At 71.3% G+C, this 16,611-nt stretch carries 16 protein-coding genes; 8 read left to right on the forward strand and 8 right to left on the reverse strand.

Annotation, left to right across the window (positions count from 1 at the left end; all coding sequences use genetic code 11):
- Positions 1–50: 50 nt before the first annotated feature.
- The 4 genes from ectA to thpD all read left to right on the forward strand — a co-directional run bounded on the left by ectA (position 51) and on the right by thpD (position 3,275).
- Positions 51–593, forward strand: a complete 543-nt coding sequence (ectA, locus tag OHA73_RS12445; protein WP_266721032.1) for a diaminobutyrate acetyltransferase — start codon at positions 51–53, stop codon at positions 591–593.
- Between the two features lie 64 nt (positions 594–657).
- Positions 658–1,929 (forward strand): diaminobutyrate--2-oxoglutarate transaminase, encoded by a 1,272-nt coding sequence (gene ectB, locus OHA73_RS12450; RefSeq protein WP_266721030.1) that lies wholly within the window; start codon positions 658–660, stop codon positions 1,927–1,929.
- Between the two features lie 39 nt (positions 1,930–1,968).
- On the forward strand, positions 1,969–2,373 hold the full coding sequence (locus OHA73_RS12455) for an ectoine synthase (RefSeq protein ID WP_266721029.1): 405 nt from the start codon (positions 1,969–1,971) through the stop codon (positions 2,371–2,373).
- A 5-nt stretch (positions 2,374–2,378) separates the two neighbouring features.
- Positions 2,379–3,275, forward strand: a complete 897-nt coding sequence (thpD, locus tag OHA73_RS12460; protein WP_266721027.1) for an ectoine hydroxylase — start codon at positions 2,379–2,381, stop codon at positions 3,273–3,275.
- 65 nt (positions 3,276–3,340) lie between these two features.
- Here the strand turns inward: thpD and OHA73_RS12465 are convergent, their stop codons facing one another.
- The gene (locus OHA73_RS12465) at positions 3,341–4,405 is read right to left on the reverse strand and encodes an alkene reductase (RefSeq protein WP_327655067.1); all 1,065 of its coding nucleotides are present in this window, start codon (positions 4,403–4,405) and stop codon (positions 3,341–3,343) included.
- Between the two features lie 166 nt (positions 4,406–4,571).
- Between OHA73_RS12465 and OHA73_RS12470 the strand changes: the two genes are divergently transcribed.
- Positions 4,572–5,066, forward strand: a complete 495-nt coding sequence (locus OHA73_RS12470; protein ID WP_266721023.1) for a MarR family winged helix-turn-helix transcriptional regulator — start codon at positions 4,572–4,574, stop codon at positions 5,064–5,066.
- A 78-nt stretch (positions 5,067–5,144) separates the two neighbouring features.
- On the opposite strand, the gene OHA73_RS12475 is transcribed toward OHA73_RS12470, so the two are convergent.
- From OHA73_RS12475 to OHA73_RS12495, 5 genes are all read right to left on the reverse strand, one after another.
- Positions 5,145–6,296: a maleylpyruvate isomerase family mycothiol-dependent enzyme gene (locus OHA73_RS12475; RefSeq protein WP_327655068.1), complete on the reverse strand. Its 1,152-nt coding sequence runs from the start codon at positions 6,294–6,296 to the stop codon at positions 5,145–5,147.
- Positions 6,296–6,928, reverse strand: coding sequence for a sigma-70 family RNA polymerase sigma factor (locus tag OHA73_RS12480; protein WP_443063063.1), 633 nt, complete (start codon positions 6,926–6,928; stop codon positions 6,296–6,298). The genes OHA73_RS12475 and OHA73_RS12480 overlap by 1 nt, the downstream gene beginning before the upstream one ends.
- Before the next feature lie 113 nt (positions 6,929–7,041).
- A complete protein-coding gene (locus OHA73_RS12485) occupies positions 7,042–8,172 on the reverse strand; it encodes an aminotransferase class V-fold PLP-dependent enzyme (protein ID WP_327655070.1) in 1,131 nt (376 codons plus the stop codon).
- A gap of 121 nt (positions 8,173–8,293) precedes the next feature.
- Positions 8,294–9,010 (reverse strand): DsbA family oxidoreductase, encoded by a 717-nt coding sequence (locus tag OHA73_RS12490; protein WP_267070886.1) that lies wholly within the window; start codon positions 9,008–9,010, stop codon positions 8,294–8,296.
- Between the two features lie 143 nt (positions 9,011–9,153).
- Positions 9,154–9,627: a GNAT family N-acetyltransferase gene (locus OHA73_RS12495; protein WP_327655071.1), complete on the reverse strand. Its 474-nt coding sequence runs from the start codon at positions 9,625–9,627 to the stop codon at positions 9,154–9,156.
- A gap of 2,084 nt (positions 9,628–11,711) precedes the next feature.
- Between OHA73_RS12495 and OHA73_RS12500 the strand changes: the two genes are divergently transcribed.
- Complete coding sequence (locus OHA73_RS12500; protein ID WP_443063055.1) at positions 11,712–12,911, forward strand: IS110 family transposase; 1,200 nt, start codon at positions 11,712–11,714, stop codon at positions 12,909–12,911.
- 38 nt (positions 12,912–12,949) lie between these two features.
- Here OHA73_RS12500 and OHA73_RS12505 read toward each other — a convergent pair whose 3' ends face one another.
- Positions 12,950–13,558: a DUF1349 domain-containing protein gene (locus tag OHA73_RS12505; protein WP_267070885.1), complete on the reverse strand. Its 609-nt coding sequence runs from the start codon at positions 13,556–13,558 to the stop codon at positions 12,950–12,952.
- Between the two features lie 45 nt (positions 13,559–13,603).
- On the reverse strand, positions 13,604–15,136 hold the full coding sequence (locus tag OHA73_RS12510; protein ID WP_266721013.1) for an aldehyde dehydrogenase (NADP(+)): 1,533 nt from the start codon (positions 15,134–15,136) through the stop codon (positions 13,604–13,606).
- A gap of 131 nt (positions 15,137–15,267) precedes the next feature.
- Here OHA73_RS12510 and OHA73_RS12515 point away from each other — a divergent pair, with 131 nt between their 5' ends.
- Positions 15,268–16,050: an IclR family transcriptional regulator gene (locus OHA73_RS12515; RefSeq protein ID WP_266721012.1), complete on the forward strand. Its 783-nt coding sequence runs from the start codon at positions 15,268–15,270 to the stop codon at positions 16,048–16,050.
- Positions 16,050–16,514 (forward strand): GNAT family N-acetyltransferase, encoded by a 465-nt coding sequence (locus OHA73_RS12520; RefSeq protein WP_327655072.1) that lies wholly within the window; start codon positions 16,050–16,052, stop codon positions 16,512–16,514. The genes OHA73_RS12515 and OHA73_RS12520 overlap by 1 nt, the downstream gene beginning before the upstream one ends.
- The last annotated feature ends 97 nt before the right edge of the window (positions 16,515–16,611 follow it).

Here is a 16,611-nt window from a genome sequence, read left to right on the forward strand (position 1 = left end):
ACCCCTTCCGCGGGTGCAATCCCGGAAATTGCTCGGTAAATTCAATTTGCATGACCGCCGCACAAGCGCAATTCCTGGAAGTCGCCGAAGTGGCCCCGGTCCCCGACGGACTGAAGATCGACCACCCCGAGGTGGCCGACGGTGCCGCGATCTGGCGTATCGCCCGCGACTCGAAGGTGCTCGACCTCAACTCCTCCTACAGCTACCTGCTGTGGTGTCGCGACTTCGCCGCCACGTCGGTGATCGCCCGCGACGAGAAGGGCGAGGTGGCCGGTTTCATCACCGGTTACGTACGTCCCGACCGACCCGACATCCTCGTGGTGTGGCAGGTCGCCGTGGACGCTGCGCAGCGTGGGCGCGGCCTGGCGGCCGCGCTGCTCGACGGGCTGGCCGCGCGGGTCGCGGCGGCGCGTCCGGTCACCACCCTCGAGACCACCATCACGCCCGACAACGCCGCGTCCCAGGCCCTGTTCACCTCGTTCGCCCGCCGGCACCGCGTCGGTGTGGCCCGCACGGTGCTGTTCGACGCGGGCCTGTTCCCTGACGACGGGCACCTGCCCGAGGAGCTGTACCGCATAGGCCCGCTGGCCTGAGCGCGCCCTCGACCCCACTCATCCCGCCCCCCCCTCATCTCCCCTCCCTAGAGGAGTTTTTGCTGTGACCATCACCCAGCCGGACCTGAGCGTCTTCGAGACCCTTGAGTCGGAGGTGCGCAGCTACTGCCGCAGCTGGCCCACCGTCTTCGATCGGGCCCAGGGCAGCCGTATGTACGACGAGGACGGCCACGAGTACCTCGACTTCTTCGCCGGTGCCGGATCGCTCAACTACGGCCACAACAACCCGGTCCTGAAACGCGCCCTGATCGACTACCTGGAGCGCGACAGCGTCGTGCACGGGCTCGACATGTCGACCTCGGCGAAGCGCAACTTCCTGGAGTCCTTCCAGAACATCATCCTGCGCCCGCGCGACCTGCCCTACAAGGTCATGTTCCCGGGCCCGACGGGCACCAACGCCGTCGAGTCCGCGCTGAAGCTGGCGCGCAAGGTCAAGGGCCGCGAGTCGATCGTGTCCTTCACCAACGCCTTCCACGGCATGTCGCTCGGCTCGCTCGCGGTGACCGGCAACGCGTTCAAGCGCGCGGGCGCCGGCATCCCGCTGGTGCACGGCACGCCGATGCCGTTCGACAACTACCTCGACGGGCAGACGCCGGACTTCATCTGGTTCGAGCGCCTCCTGGAGGACTCCGGCTCCGGCCTGAACACGCCGGCCGCCGTGATCGTCGAGACGGTCCAGGGCGAGGGTGGCATCAATGTCGCCCGCGCCGAGTGGCTGCGCAAACTGGCGGATGTCTGCGAACGTTGGGACATGCTCCTCATCGTGGACGACATCCAGATGGGCTGCGGCCGCACCGGTGCCTTCTTCTCCTTCGAGGAGGCGGGCATCACGCCGGACATCGTGACCGTTTCGAAGTCCATCAGTGGGTACGGGATGCCCATGTCCCTGTGCATGTTCAAGGCGGAGCTCGACGTCTGGGAGCCGGGCGAGCACAACGGCACGTTCCGCGGCAACAACCCCGCGTTCGTGACGGCCGCCGCTGCCCTGGAGACGTACTGGACCGACGGCGCGGCCATGGAGAAGCAGACCCTGGAGCGCGGCGAGCAGATCGACGAGGTCCTCGCCGCCCTGCGCACGGAGTACCACGAAGAGATCGTCGAGTACCGCGGCCGCGGCATGGTCTGGGGCATCGAGTTCCGTGACAAGGACCGTGCCAACAAGGTCGCCAAGCGGGCCTTCGAGCTGGGCCTGCTCATCGAGACCTCCGGCCCCGACAGTGAGGTCGTCAAGCTGCTTCCGGCACTGACGATCACGCCGGAGGAGCTGGACGAGGGGCTGCGCACGCTCACCCGAGCCGTGCGCGAGACCGTCTGACACGCACCACAAAGTTACGAGGAAAGGCAGCAACTCACCGTGATTGTCCGTTCGTTCAAGGAGATAGAGAACACCGACCGGCACGTGAAGTCGGCGACCGGCACCTGGGAGAGCAAGCGCATCGTGCTTGCGAAGGAGAAGGTCGGCTTCTCTCTGCACGAGACGATCCTCTACGCGGGCACCGAGACCGACATGTGGTACGCCAACCACATCGAGGCCGTGCTGTGCGTGGAGGGCGAGGCCGAGCTCACCAACCGGGAGACCGGTGAGACGCATTGGATCGAGCCGGGGACGATGTATCTCCTGGACGGTCATGAGAAGCACACCATGCGCCCGAAGACCGACTTCCGCTGCGTCTGCGTGTTCAACCCTCCGGTGACCGGACGGGAGGACCACGACGAGAACGGCGTCTACCCGCTGCTGACAGAGGACGAGGAGGCCTGATCCCGATGACGACCGCACCCGACATCACGGACCTGTACCCGACGCGAGGCGCCTCCGAGGTGGCCACGCCGCGTGTCGACCCGGTCGTCTGGTCGGCGGAGGGAGCGCGAGGGCCGATTCGCCAGTCGGACCTCGCTTCCTTCGAGCGGGACGGCTTCCTCGCCATCGACGAGCTGATCGGCCCGGACGAGATCGGCACCTACCAGGCCGAGTTGGACCGTCTGGTGACCCACCCGGCGATGCGCGCCGACGAGCGTTCCATCGTCGAGAAGCAGTCGCAGGAGATCCGCTCGGTCTTCGAGATCCACAAGATCAGCGAGGTCTTCGCCAACCTGGTGCGGGACGAACGCATCGTGGGTCGGGCCCGTCAGATCCTCGGCTCTGACGTCTACGTCCACCAGTCGCGAATCAACGTCAAGCCCGGTTTCGGGGCACGGGGCTTCTACTGGCACTCGGACTTCGAGACCTGGCACGCCGAGGACGGCCTGCCGAACATGCGGACGGTGTCCGTCTCCATCGCGCTGACGGAGAACTACGACACCAACGGCGGGCTCATGATCATGCCCGGCTCGCACAAGACGTTCCTCGGCTGCGCGGGTGAGACGCCGAAGGACAACTACAAGAAGTCGCTGCAGATGCAGGACGCGGGCCTGCCCTCGGACGAGGCCCTCGGCAAGTTCGCCGACGCACACGGCATCAAGCTGTTCACCGGCAAGTCCGGCTCGGCGACCTGGTTCGACTGCAACGCCATGCACGGCTCCGGCGACAACATCACCCCGTACCCGCGCTCGAACGTGTTCATCGTGTTCAACAGCGTGGAGAACACGGCGGTGGATCCGTTCGCGGCGCCGGTAAGGCGTCCGGAGTTCATCGGGGCGCGGGACTTCACTCCGGTGAAGTGATCCTCGTAGGCGCACGAGTTGGGGCGGGACCGTGATCGGTCCCGCCCCAACTGCTGTTACGGGTATTACCGGGCCGGGTAGTCCGTGTAGCCCTTCTCCGTGCCGCCGAAGAAGGTCGCCGGGTCCGGGGTGTTGTACGGGCCCTCGCTGCTGAGGCGGGCCGGCAGGTCCGGGTTGGCGAGGAAGAGGGCGCCGAAGCTGAGGATGTCGGCGACTCCCTCCTCGACCAGACCGAGGGCCCTGTGGTCGGTGGGGCCATCGGTGTGCGCGTTGAGCACGAAGGGGCCGCTGAACCGCTTGCGCAGATCGACGGTCACCTCGCGGCTCTGCTCGCCCACCTCCAGTACGTGCAGGTAGGCGAGGCCCAGCGGTTCCAGGGCGTCGACGAGCGCGGTGTAGGTCTCGACCGTGTCGTGGTCCCCCATGGAGTTGTACGGGTTTCCGGGCGACAGGCGGATGGCGGTGCGCTCGGCGCCGATGGCGTCGGCGACGGCCTTGACCGCCTCGACGGCGAACCGGATCCGGTTCGCGACGCTGCCGCCCCACTCGTCGGTGCGCAGGTTCGTGCCGGGCGACAGGAACTGGTGGATCAAGTAGCCGTTGGCCCCGTGCAGTTCGACGCCGTCGAAGCCGGCCGCGACGGCGCCGCGGGCGGCCTCGGCGAAGTCGGCCACGGTCGCGCGGACCTCGTCCGAGGTGAGCTTGCGCGGGGTGGTGAAGTCCTGGAAGCCCTCGTTCGTGAAGGCCTGGCCCTCCGGGGCGACGGCGGACGGGGCGACCGGAGCGCCGCCGTCCGGCTGCAGCGACGGGTGGCCGATCCGGCCCGCGTGCATGACCTGGGCGAAGATCTTGCCGCCCTCGGCGTGCACGGCGTCGGTGACCGGGCGCCAGGAGGCGACCTGCTCCGCGGTGTGCAGGCCCGGCGTCCAGGCGTAACCCTGACCCACGGCCGATGGCTGGATTCCCTCCGTGACGATGAGCCCCGCGGAGGCGCGCTGCGCGTAGTACTCGGCGGTCAGGGCGGTGGCTGTGCCGCCGTCGCCGGCCCGGCTGCGGGTCATGGGGGCCATGGCTATGCGGTTGGCCAGGCGGGTGCCGGGGAGGTCGATGGGGTCGAAAGCGGTGGTCATGGCTACTCCGTTCAACGGGATGCGACACAGGTCGACAAGAGGACGACACGTAGGCGACACAAGGCGGCAATAAAACATTGGTCGGCCAAGCAATTGAGCCGACTTCACTGTAGCTCATTAGTTGGCCGGCCAAGGTAATGTTGCGGACAAGCCGAAAGGAGCCCTCATGTCCCCCACCGCCGACGACCCCGCCTGTACCGGTCAGATCCCGGTCGCCGCCCGCAGCGGCCCCGTCAGCCTGGCCCTCTCCCGCGTCGCCCGGCTGCACCGGATCGCCGCCGGGCAGCGGTTGCGCGGGCTCGGCCTCTATCCGGGGCAGGAGTTCGTGATGATGCACCTGTGGGACAAGGGGCCCGTGCGTCAGTCCGAGCTGATCAAGACGCTCGACCTGGATCCGTCCACGGTCACGAAGATGCTGCAGCGCCTGGAACAGTCCGGGCACGTGCGCCGCACCCCCGACCCGGGCGACCGCCGCGCGTCCCTCGTCGAGGCGACGGACCGCAGCTGCGGGCTCCTGGAGGATGTGGCCGGGGTGTGGGGAGCACTGGAGGAGCAGACCCTTGCGGGGCTCTCCGAGCGGGACCGGGCGGAGTTCGCGCGGCTACTGGGCGTCGTCGAGGGCAATCTGTGCGCGGAGGCCGGGGCGGAGGAGTGCCCGTAGGGGTTACTCAGGGGCCGATGGGCCTGTGCTCGGTGGGCCTGTGCCGGACGGACCTTCGCCCGGTGGGCCCCCGGCCGCTCACAGCCAGGCCAGTCGGGCCGCCCGGTCCAGGAGGGTGCGGGCCGCCGTCGGGTCGCCGGTGCCCGGCGGGAGGGCGTCGGGAGTGGTGCGGCCGCCGATGAGGAGGCAGAAGTCGACCGGATCCAGGGCGAGTTCGGCCCGCACCGGTTCGTCCTCGGAGCCGAGGATCCACTCCGTGGTGCGGCTCGCGTCCGTGACGGTGAGGGCGACGGGCGGGGCCTTGGGGCCGAGCGCCTGGCCGAGGATCCGCACGGCCAGCCGGACCAGCTGCCACAGATGACCGGCGGGCGGCGGGGGCACGGGGCGGTCCAGGGCGCGGCCGATGTCGTAACCGTGGATCCACGTCTCGAAGGCGCGGACCAGATAGTGCTCGGCGACGGGCAGCCGCGCCCCCATCAACGTAGCGGCCTGCGCGGCGAGTTCGGGGTCGCGGGCGGCCGGAGCGGCGAGCAGCTCGGCGGCCCGGGCGTGCCAGACGGCGACGGTGGCGTGCGGGTCACGCGCGTGTTCGTGGGCGATGACCGTTCGGGTGCGGGCCTCCCAGACCGTGCGCCAGTCGCCGTCGCCCGCCGCGTCGGCGGGCGGTTCGTGGGCCGGCAGCCCCAGGTGGACGGCCAGCGGCTCGTCGGCCGCGATGAGGTGCGCGACCGTGTCGCGCACCGTCCAGCCGTGGACCACCTCCGTGGACCATGCGTCGTCCGCCTCGGCGAGCAGCGCCTGGAGGGCGGCGACGGTGGCCGCGTAGGGCTGGGCGTGCGGGGCGGTGGTGGGGGCGGCACGGGGTGCGGGCGGGCGGCGGGCCAGGGCCGCGGCGAGCGGTCCGGTGTCGGTGCGGAGCGGCGGGTGCCCTGCCGCGTCGTCCTGCGGCGCTCCGGCCGTGCCGTGCCCGTTCGCCCCGATACCGACTCCGGTCCCGTTCTCGTTCCCGTTCGTCCCGTGTTCGTTCGTCCCGTGTCCGTTCGGACCGTGTCCGTTCGGACCGTTCAGGGTCCGTACCGTCGCCCTCAGCCGTTCGGCCTCGGCGGCGCACTCCTCGCAGTCCGCCAAGTGGGCGGGGACTGTGCGCTGTTCGTCGGCCGGGAGGGCCTGAAGGGCCCAGGCGCCCAGGAGTTCGCTCACTGTCGCGTGGTCGCGCGCGTCCGTGGCCATCAGGCACCCCTTTCATGGGCCTCGTAGCCCGGCTCCGCCGGGTCCGCCAGGGTTTCGGCCAGGCGGTGCAGTGCCGTGCGCAGGCGGGTCTTGGCGGTCCCTTCCGGGATGCCGAGTTCCACCGCCGCCTGACGGTACGTCCGGCCCGCGAAGTACGCCAGATGCACCACCTGCCGCTGATGCAGCGGGAGTTGGGCCAGGGCCGAATGAAGGAGCAGCGAACGCTCACGGTCGACGACCCGCTCGTCGGGCCCCGGGTCGGGGGCCGGGATGGCGTGCAGCGCCGCGTCGTCCGCGGTGACGGCCTTGCGGTGCCGGGCCTCGCTGCGCACCCAGTCGACGGCGCGGCGGTGCGCCAGCATGCTCAGCCAGGTACGGAGCGAGCCGCGCTGTGCGTCGAAGGCATAGGGCCGCGCCCACAAATACGCGAAGACCTCCTGTGCCACGTCGTCCGCCGCCCCCGCCGAGCGGGTCACACGCACGGCGACGCCACGGACGAGCCCGTTGTACACGTCGTACGCCTCGGAGAGCGCGGCCTCGTCACCGTAGACGAGACGTCGGTGCAGGTCGGCGTCGTCCGCGACCCGTTCCTTGGGGTCGTACGCACCCGTACGGGCCACCGGCACCACCACCTCCGGGTCCTGTCCGCGGACGGGAGTCCGGCGGCAGGGCCTAGTGCCTTCCTAGCGTCCTGGGGAGCCGGGCGCCAGGGTCCGGCCGGACTTCAGGGGGAGAGCGCGTCGCTTCACGAGGAGAGCGCGTCGAGGAGGCGGTCGGCGTCGGCGGGCGTGTTGTAGAGGTGGAAGGAAGCCCGCAAGTTTCCTGCCCTATTGGAGAGTTCGATGCCTGCGCGCTGCAATTCGGCTTGCTTCACGCCGAGTTCGGGGACCGACACGATCGGGGAGCCGGGCGAGCGCACCGGCTCGTGCCCGAGCCGCGCGAGGCCCGCGCGGAACCGGTCCGCGAGCGCGAGGTCGTGGGCGTGGATCGCCTCCGGGCCCAACTCCTCGATCAGGGCGAGGGACCGGCGGGCCCCGGTGTACGCGACGAGGCTCTGGGTCTCGTCGAACCGGCGGGCCGAGCGGGCGGGTTCGGTGACGGGCCCGTAGCAACTGTCCCAGGGGTTCTCCCCCGAGACCCAGCCGCCGAAGACGGGCGTGAGCGCGTCGAAGCCCTCGGTGTCCTGCGGCCCCACGAAGAAGACGGCGCCGCGCGGGCAGGTCAGCCATTTGAAGCCGACGGAGGCCAGATAGTCGGCGTCGGCCGCCTGCGCGGCGACCGGGTACCAGCCCGCCGCCTGCGAGACGTCGACGTAGAGCCGGGCGCCGTGCGTGCGGGTGGCGGCGCGCAGTGCGGGCACGTCGGCGACCCTGCCGTCGGCCGACTGGGCCGCGCTCACCGCGACGAGCGCGGTGCCGGAGCGTACGGCGTCGGGCAGCGCGTCGAGCGGCACGGCGCGGACCTTGAGGTCGCCGCGTACGTGGAAGGGGTTGACGGTGGAGCTGAAGTCGCCCTCCGCCGTGAGGACTTCGGCGCCGGCGGGCAAGGATGAGGCGATCAGGCCGCTGTAGACGGCGACGGACCCGCCGGTCGCGACCCGGCTCACGGGCACGCCGACGATCCGCGCGAAGGCCGCCCGGGCCTCCTCGACGTCGGCGAAGAGCGAGTCCGGGGAACGGCCCTCGGTCATGTCGGTGATCGCGGCCCGCATCGCCTCCCCGGCCCGCGCCGGGAGCAGTCCGGAACTCGCGGTGTTCAGGTAGGTGGTGGCGGGGGTGTACTGCGCGCGGACAAGCTCCGCGTCGAGGACCTGGGCTGTGGCCTGAGCCTTGACCTGGGCCTTGACCTGGGCCTGGTGCTCACCGGAAGTCTCCATGGCACCCACTGTGCCCCGCCACCAACTACCCGTCCATTGCGAATAATTACGGAGTACGCCTAAGCGCTGCTTATGTGCGCAGGTCGGGTGGGTGCGTGGCGGGGGCCGAGTGCTGGGTGGTTCAGGCCTGCGGCACCGCGCAGCCGTCGGGGCCGCAGGCGTCGCCGCCGTCCGCGCTGTCGATGACGGTGAGCGGGGAGCGGTCGGCCCACGCCTGGGTCAGCGCCTGCGTGAACACCTCGGCGGGCTGGGCGCCGGAGACGCCGAACTTGCGGTCGAGCACGAAGAACGGCACGCCGTTCGCGCCGAGCTCCGCGGCCTCGCGCTCGTCGGCGCGCACCGCGTCCGCGTACGCGTCGGGGTCGGCGAGCATCGCCCGGACCTCGCCCTCGTCGAGACCGGCCTCGACGGCGAGCCGCACGACGGTCTCCTCGTCGCCGAAGACGGAGGACTCCTCGGCGAAGTTGCCCCGGTACAGGGCGTCGATCATCGCGTCCTGTACGCCCTTGTCCTTGGCGAGGTGGAGCAGCCGGTGCAGGTCGAAGCTGTTGCCGAAGTCGCGGCCCTCGGTGAGGTACGGCAGGCCGAGGGCGCCGGCCTGCTGCCCGAGGCCCTGCTCGTTGGCGGCGGCCTGGTCCTCGCTGATGCCGTACTTCTTGGCGATGTACGGGACCACGAGGCCGGTCTCCCCCGGCTTGGCGTTCGGGTCGAGCTCGAAGGACCGGTGCACGACCTCTACGTCGTCCTTGTGCGCGAACCCGTCGAGCGCCTCCTCGAAGCGGGCCTTGCCGATGTAGCAGAACGGGCAGTTGATGTCGGTCCAGATCTCGACGCGCATGGAGGTTCTCTCGGTCTCTCGTTCCGGGGTACGGAGCGTGTACGGGGGGCGGTGCGGGTGTGCGGGGTGCGGTGCGGGTGTGCGGGTTACGGCTGCGCAGGAGTGTGTCCCTGCGTTCCGCTACAACCGGATGGTCCCTCCGCTCATTCCCTGCCGGGCGTGAGCCGCATCCGGCGGTGTGTGCTCCCGCTGCCCTCCGGCCCCTCGTCGACCCAGCCGTGCCGGGCGTAGAAGGCCTGGGCGCGGGTGTTGTCCCCGTGCACGATGAGATGGACCTCGGCGACGTCGTCGACCCGCCACTGCTCGACGCAGGCGGCGTGCAGCTCCGTGCCGATGCCGCGGCTCCAGTGGTCGGGGTCCACCTGGAACTGGTACAGCACGGCCGTGTCGGCCGGGGCCTCGTCGGGCCGCCGGAAGGAGGCGAGCCCGACGACGACGCCGTCCCTGACACAGACGAGTACGTGCCCGTGCGGCCGGGCTATGGCCACCGCCCACCGCTCGACCCACGCGCTCGGGTCCCCCTCGTCCGGGAACCCTTCCCGGTAGTACGTGGCACGGGCTCTGCGGTGCAGGGCGGCGAGAACGGGGGCGTCGGCGGGGACGGCGGTACGGATCATGCTCCGAAGGACGCGGGGCGATGACCTCCGGGTTTCACCGGGGTGGGGGCGGGCGGCGTGTTTTTGTACGGGTGGGTGGAGCGGGGGGCCGTCCGGCCCTTGGGGGGATAGCGCTAGAGGTAGTGCCTGACCAGCCCCGGGGAGCGCCTTTACGTCCCAAGGGGGCGTCCGTCTTGTTGTCCGGGTGGGGCGGGGCCTGTTTGCCCAGGCGCTGGGCGGCGGGCTGTCGCGCAGGCGCCAGGCGGCGGGCTGTCGCGCAGGTAGGGCGGGGCCCATCGCCCAGGTAGGGCGGCAGCTTGTTGCCCGCGTAGGGCCAGCCGCCACGGTCGGCAAGCGGTACCGACCGGCAGGCGCCCCCACGGCACCGTGCAAACCGCCCCGGTCGGGAGCGCCCCAACCTCCCAGCGCGGCCGGTTTCCCGGAACAGGACCGGGAACGGGAACGGTCGGCCAGCGGTAGCGGTAGCGGTAGCGGCGACAGACGCCTCACGGCACCGTGCGAGCCGCCCCGGTCGTGCACCCCGTCAGTCCTCCGCTCCCTCCCTCGCCCATCTCCCACCCACCGCCCCCTCCGGGGGCGTCGGTCGCAGTGCGCGGGCCCGGCGCCCCCGGGCCGAAGCCCAACGCGCTCCCCCGCCTGGCGCCCACACCGCAGGCACGCGCGGCAAGGGACGCCGACTATCAGGAGCGGGCACTCCGCGGCAGGACCGAAGCCCCTGAGCGAGGAGGGGAACCGGCCGATCCACAGCCCCGCCCAAAGGCGTGACCGGGCGGGGTGGACAGTTGCCCGTGGCGTCCGGCCTCGCGAGGCCGGGACCGTCGGCCACATCGAGCGGGCAGCCACAGCAGGCAACGGCCCGAACCAACCGGCCCGCCCCGTCCGCCTCAGCCCCCATCCACGGCGAGCCCGTAGGGCCGAAACCCCCGGAGGGGCGGGTGGGTGAGAGGTGAGCGCGGAACGGGAGTCGGGCCGAGCCAAGCCAGGCCACGCGAAGCCGAGAGGCGGATGACCGGTCGGGGCCGACAGCCGTCCCCGGGTGGCCTGCCGACGCCGTCGCCCTTCTGCAACGGGGGCCGGCCCAGACTCCGGCGTGGCCACCCGGACCGAAGCCCCCGAAGGGGACGGGTGGGTCGGAGATGAGTAACGAACGGGACCAGGCCAAGCCAAGCCGCAGGCCACGCGAAGCCGAGAAGCGGGCGATCGGTCGGGGCCGACAGCCGTCCCCGGGGCGGCCTACCGGCACCGTCGCTCTTCTGAAACGGGGGCCGAGCCAGACTCCGGCATGGCCCCCGGACGGCCCCATCCGGACCGGGCCAACCGGGCGGTGCCACCCGGGCCGAAGCCCCCGGAGGGGGCGGGTGGATGGGAGATGAGCGAGGAACGGAAGCCGGGCCGAGCCAAGCCGCAAGCCACGCGAAGCCGAGAAGCGGGTGACCGGTCGGGGTGGGCAGTCGCCCCGGGGCGGACGGCCGGGGCGACTGCCCGTCTGGAACGGCGTCCGCGCCAGGCCCCGGCCCGGACCACCCGGACCACGTCCACCCCGACCGAACGCATCCGGGCCGAAGCCCCCGGAGGGGGCGGGAGGGTGGGAGGTGGGCGAGGAACGGGGCCCGGGGCTGGGCCACGGCGCAGGTAGAGCGGGCCGAGGGCGTTGGCTACCTCAAGCGGGTAGCCGCACCAGGCCGGGGGCATCAGCCACATCAAGCGGGTCACCGGTCGAGGCCAACAGCCTCAGCCACCCCAAACAGGTAGCCGACCGAGGCCAACAGCATCAGCCACCCCCAACGGGTAACCGACCGAGGCCCCCACCGGACCCCCCCCGTTATGTTTTCCGCGGTCCTGCAAGAGGGCCGCTGGCCTCCGGGCCCGGCATGGCTGTTCCCCCCTGTCGAAGTCGATGACCTGGGGGGTGGTGCCACCGGGCCCGAGAGGCGCCGTTGGAGACGCTGATGAGAGGCCCGACCACCGCCCCGCCGAGCGCAACGCCCGGCCATACACGGGTGGCAGGTCTGCATAACGTGGATGCGCGCACGACGCCAACGCCCAGGCCAGCACACACGAGATCCGTTCGGGAGGACGGCTTGATGGACCACGACGAGATAGGTGTCTTCCTGGGCCTGGACGTCGGCAAGAGCCACCACCACGGCCACGGACTTACCCCGGCCGGCAAGAAGGTCTTCGACAAGCAACTGCCCAACACCGAACCGAAATTGCGGGACGTCTTTGACAAGCTGAAGACCAAGTTCGGCACCGTCCTGGTCATCGTGGACCAGCCCGCCTCGATCGGCGCCCTGCCCCTGACGGTGGCCCGGGACACCGGCTGCAAGGTCGCCTACCTGCCCGGCCTGTCGATGCGGCGGATCGCCGACCTCTACCCCGGTGAGGCCAAGACCGACGCCCGCGACGCCGCGGTCATCGCGGACGCTGCCCGCACCATGCCGCACACCCTGCGCTCGCTAGAGCTGACCGACGAGATCACCGCCGAACTGACGGTGCTGGTCGGCTTCGACCAGGACCTCGCCGCCGAGGCCACCCGCACCAGCAACCGGATCCGCGGCCTGCTCACCCAGTTCCACCCGTCCTTGGAACGAGTCCTCGGCCCTCGCCTCGACCACCAGGCGGTCACCTGGCTGCTGGAACGCTACGGATCGCCTGCCGCGCTGCGGAAAGCCGGACGCCGCAAGCTCGTTGAGGTGATCCGGCCCAAGGCCCCGCGCATGGCGACGCGGCTGATCGACGACGTCTTCGACGCCCTCGATGAACAGACCGTCGTCGTTCCGGGCACCGGCACCCTGGACATCGTGATCCCGTCGCTGGCCCGCTCGCTCGGCGCCGTTCACGAACAACGCCGGGCCACGGAAGCCCAGATCAGCGCCCTGCTGGAGGCCCACCCTCTTTCGAAGGTCCTGACGTCGCTGCCCGGCGTCGGCGTCAGGACCGCCGCCACCTTGCTGGTCACCGTCGGCGACGGCACCGGCTTTCCCACCTCCGCCCACCTCGCCTCCTACGCCGGCCTCGCGCCGACCACGAAGGCATCGGGCACCTCGATCCACGGCGAACACGCGCCCAGGGGCGGCAACCGCGTCCTCAAACGCGCGATGTTCCTCTCCGCGTTCGCCGCCCTGCACGACCCCGCCTCCCGCGCCTACTACGACAAATGCCGGGCCCGAGGAAAGACCCACACCCAAGCCCTCCTCCGCCTCGCCAGACAACGCATCAACGTGCTCTTCGCAATGCTCCGCGACGGCACCTTCTACGAACCCCGAACGCCTCGCCTCGCTTGACGAAGGACATAGAGGCACCCCCCCGCCGAACCCCCCGGTCAGGACCCGTCCCGGAGGCCCCTCGGCCACGTCGGGCGGAACTCGATGTGGTCGTACGTGACCACGCAGCCCTCGCCCACCGGGGACTGGGCCAGGAAGCCGATCAGGGCCGCCGACGCGGACTTCTCGTCGCCCAGGGAGAAGATGCGGATGAACGTCCACGTCGAACCGTCGGTCGAGGCGTGGAACGCGAACGCCGAGCCCGTGCGGCTGACGCGGAGCCAGACCGAGGAGCCCGGCACCACGAAGGCGTTCGCATCGTCGGAGTGCCCCCGCGTCACCACCGTGCAGATCGTGGGCTCGTCCGGGGACCGCTCGAAGCAGAGCTTCGCCCACTCCCGGTCGCCCACGTGAACGTAGAGCACCCCCGCGTCGAAGGCCGCGGCGAAGCCGACCGTGACGCGGGCGATCAGCTGGAAGTCCCCGTCGGGAGCCCCGAGGAGGCGCGGCGCGTCCGACGCCGGTTCGAGCGAGGACCCCGTCGGCGGCACGAAGCGGTCCTGGCGGGGCCCCGCCCACCCGGTGAGCACCCCGTCCTCGTACGACCAGTGGCCGTCGGGTCCGTACGTGCGCAACGGGAAGGGCAGGGGCGGTATTTCGAGATCCATGCCGCCAGTCTCGCAGGGGCCCGCGGGCCCCGTCCGGTCGGAGCCTCAGTTCTCCAGGCGGCCGTTGAAGCGGCGCGGCAGCCCCAGCGGGTTGTCGTCGCGCAGCTCCTGCGGCAGGAGCGCCTCCGGCGTCGTCTGGTACGAGACCGGGCGCAGCCAGCGCTCGATCGCGGTGCCGCCCACCGACGTGGACGTCGACGTCGTCGCCGGGTACGGGCCGCCGTGGTGCTGCGCGGGCGCGACCGCGACACCGGTCGGCCAGCCGTTGACGAGGACACGGCCCGCGATGGGCGTCAGCTCGGCGAGGATCTCCGCGCCGCGGCCCTCGCCGGCGGCCTCGGACGAGGACAGCTGGACGGTGGCCGTCAGGTTGCCGGGGAGGCGGTTAAGCACCGCCGTGATCTCGTCGGCCGTCTCGTAGCGGGCGACGACCGTGACCGGGCCGAAGCACTCCTCCAGGAGGAGGTCGTGCGCGCCGCCCTCGGTCGCGAGGCGCGTGGCCGGAACCGTGAGGAAGCCGGGCGCCACCGTGTGCTCGCTGCCCGCGCCGGGGGTCACCGGGGCGTCCACGTCCGGGAGTTCGGCCCGCTCGGCGACACCGGCGATGAAGTTGTCGCGCATGCGGTGGTCGAGCAGCACGCCGGAGGCGGTGTCGCTGACGGCGGCCGTGAGGGACTTGACGAGCGTGTCGCCCGCCTCGCCCTTCGGCGCGAAGACGAGGCCCGGCTTCACGCAGAACTGGCCGACGCCCAGCGTCATCGAACCGGCGAGCCCCGTGCCGATCTGGTCGGCGCGCTCGGCGGCCGCGGCCTCGGTGATCACGACCGGGTTCAGCGAGCCCAGCTCGCCGTGGAACGGGATCGGCACCGGACGCGAGGAAGCGGCGTCGAAGAGCGCGCGCCCACCGCGTACGGAACCGGTGAAGCCGGCCGCGGACACCAGCGGGTGCTTGACCAGCTCGACGCCCGCGTCGAAGCCGTGCACGAGGCCGAGCACGCCCTCCGGGATGCCGTGCTCGGCGGCGGCCCGGCGGATGATGGAGGCGACCAGCTCGGAGGTGGCCGGGTGGTCGGGGTGCGCCTTGACGACGACCGGGCAGCCGGCCGCGAGGGCGCTCGACGTGTCGCCGCCGGGCACGGAGAAGGCGAACGGGAAGTTCGAGGCCGCGTAGACCGCGACGACGCCCAGCGGGATCTTGTAGCGACGCAGGTCCGGGATGGGCGGCGTCGCCGTGTCGTCCGGGTGGTCGATGACGACGCCGAGGAAGGCGCCCTCGTCGACGATCTCCGCGAACTTCCTCAACTGGAAGCAGCTGCGGGTGAGTTCACCGGTGAGCCGGACCGGGCCGAGCGCGGTCTCCGCGTCCGCCGCCTCGACGAGGTGGTCCTTGGCCTCTTCCAGGCGGTCGGCCGCGGTGCGCAGGAACGCGGCACGGACGGCACGGTCGGCGAGGGCGGCACGGGCGGCCTGCGCGGCGCGCACCGCCTCGTCCACTTCCTGCGCCGTGGCCTCGTCCGCGACCTGCTCCCGCTGCTTCCCGGTTCGGGGGTCGACACTCCAGACTGGTGTTGCTGCCACGGCACATTCCTCCAGCTTTTCTCGCCGCGCACCAGGGTGAGCAACGAGGATCGTTCGATATACTGAACGCTGTCTCTGATGATGAACTACTCACCGAGACTATTTCTCGTCGAACGAAGGGGTCAAGGGCGATGTCGGCAGACGAGACGGGGGCCGCGGCAGGCGGCGGACAGGTCAAGTCCGCGGTGCGGACCGTGGAATTGCTCGAGTACTTCGCGGGCCGCCCCGGGATGCACTCCCTGGCCGCGGTCCAGGAGGCCGTCGGGTACCCGAAGTCCAGCCTCTACATGCTGCTGCGCACGCTCGTCGACCTCGGCTGGGTGGAGACGGACGCGACCGGCACGCGGTACGGCATCGGCGTCCGCGCCCTTCTCGTCGGCACCTCGTACATCGACGGGGACGAGGTCGTGGCGTCGGCCCGCCCCACCCTCGACCGCCTCTCCGACGACACGACGGAGACCATCCACCTGGCCCGGCTCGACGGCACGAACGTCGTCTACCTCGCCACCCGCCAGTCGCAGCACTACCTGCGCCCCTTCACCCGCGTCGGCCGCCGGCTGCCCGCGCACTCCACGTCGCTCGGCAAGGCGCTGCTCGCCACCCACACCGACGAGCAGGTCCGCAAGCTGCTCCCGGAGACGCTCCCGTCGCTGACCGAGCACACGATCACCGACCGCGAGAAGCTCATCGAGGAGCTGCACCAGATTCGGGAGCAGGGCTTCGCGGTCGACCGCGAGGAGAACACGCTGGGCCTGCGCTGCTTCGGCGTGGCGATCCCGTACCGCACCCCGGCCCGGGACGCGATCTCCTGCTCGGTCCCGGTGGCGCGCCTCACGCCCGCCCACGAGCAGATGGTCAAGGACGCGCTGTTCGACGCCCGCGACCGACTGACCCTGGCGACGCGGAGGCTCTGATGGATCTGGCCCTGCGCCCTGTCCTCCCCGGCGACCTGCCGGCCCTCTTCCGTCAGCACAACGACCCCGAGTCGATGCGCACGGCCGCGTTCGTCTCGCCGAAGTCGGCGGACCGGGACCTGTTCGAAGCGCACTGGCACCGGATCCGCGAGCAGTACGTCGTACGGACCGTGCTGCTCGACGGCGCCGTGGCCGGCAGCGCGGCGGTCTACGGCGAACCCGGCGAGCTGGAGGTCACGTACTGGATCGACCGCGCGCACTGGGGTCGCGGCGTGGCGACGGCGGCGCTGCGGGCGCTGCTCGCGGAGGTCACCGAGCGTCCCCTGCACGCCCGTGCCGCCGCCGACAACAAGGGCTCGATCCGCGCCCTGGAGAAGTGCGGGTTCGTCGTCACCGGGCACGACCGGGGCTTCGCGCACGCGCGGGGCGAGGAGATCGAAGAGGTCGTGCTGCGGCTCGGCTGACCGGGCCGGCCGTCCGGTTCCCCACATGACTGGCCCGCCCCCCGTTCCCCACATGACCGGCCCGGCCGGCCGGTTCTCCACATGAACGTACGGTGAG

It is taken from the genome of Streptomyces sp. NBC_00483, from assembly GCF_036013745.1.
In the GTDB taxonomy this organism is placed as follows: domain Bacteria; phylum Actinomycetota; class Actinomycetes; order Streptomycetales; family Streptomycetaceae; genus Streptomyces.

What these genes read in the sequence shown, in the direction of transcription:
- ectA (WP_266721032.1), top strand. Translation starts at nt 51, where the DNA reads ATGACCGCCGCACAAGCGCAATTCCTGGAAGTCGCCGAAGTGGCCCCG.
- OHA73_RS12475 (WP_327655068.1), bottom strand. Translation starts at nt 6,296, where the DNA reads ATGGCCACGGACGCGCGCGACCACGCGACAGTGAGCGAACTCCTGGGC.
- OHA73_RS12515 (WP_266721012.1), top strand. Translation starts at nt 15,268, where the DNA reads ATGTCGGCAGACGAGACGGGGGCCGCGGCAGGCGGCGGACAGGTCAAG.
- OHA73_RS12490 (WP_267070886.1), bottom strand. Translation starts at nt 9,010, where the DNA reads ATGCGCGTCGAGATCTGGACCGACATCAACTGCCCGTTCTGCTACATC.
- OHA73_RS12470 (WP_266721023.1), top strand. Translation starts at nt 4,572, where the DNA reads ATGTCCCCCACCGCCGACGACCCCGCCTGTACCGGTCAGATCCCGGTC.
- thpD (WP_266721027.1), top strand. Translation starts at nt 2,379, where the DNA reads ATGACGACCGCACCCGACATCACGGACCTGTACCCGACGCGAGGCGCC.
- OHA73_RS12465 (WP_327655067.1), bottom strand. Translation starts at nt 4,405, where the DNA reads ATGACCACCGCTTTCGACCCCATCGACCTCCCCGGCACCCGCCTGGCC.
- OHA73_RS12500 (WP_443063055.1), top strand. Translation starts at nt 11,712, where the DNA reads ATGGACCACGACGAGATAGGTGTCTTCCTGGGCCTGGACGTCGGCAAG.
- OHA73_RS12485 (WP_327655070.1), bottom strand. Translation starts at nt 8,172, where the DNA reads ATGGAGACTTCCGGTGAGCACCAGGCCCAGGTCAAGGCCCAGGTCAAG.
- OHA73_RS12495 (WP_327655071.1), bottom strand. Translation starts at nt 9,627, where the DNA reads ATGATCCGTACCGCCGTCCCCGCCGACGCCCCCGTTCTCGCCGCCCTG.
- OHA73_RS12520 (WP_327655072.1), top strand. Translation starts at nt 16,050, where the DNA reads ATGGATCTGGCCCTGCGCCCTGTCCTCCCCGGCGACCTGCCGGCCCTC.
- OHA73_RS12505 (WP_267070885.1), bottom strand. Translation starts at nt 13,558, where the DNA reads ATGGATCTCGAAATACCGCCCCTGCCCTTCCCGTTGCGCACGTACGGA.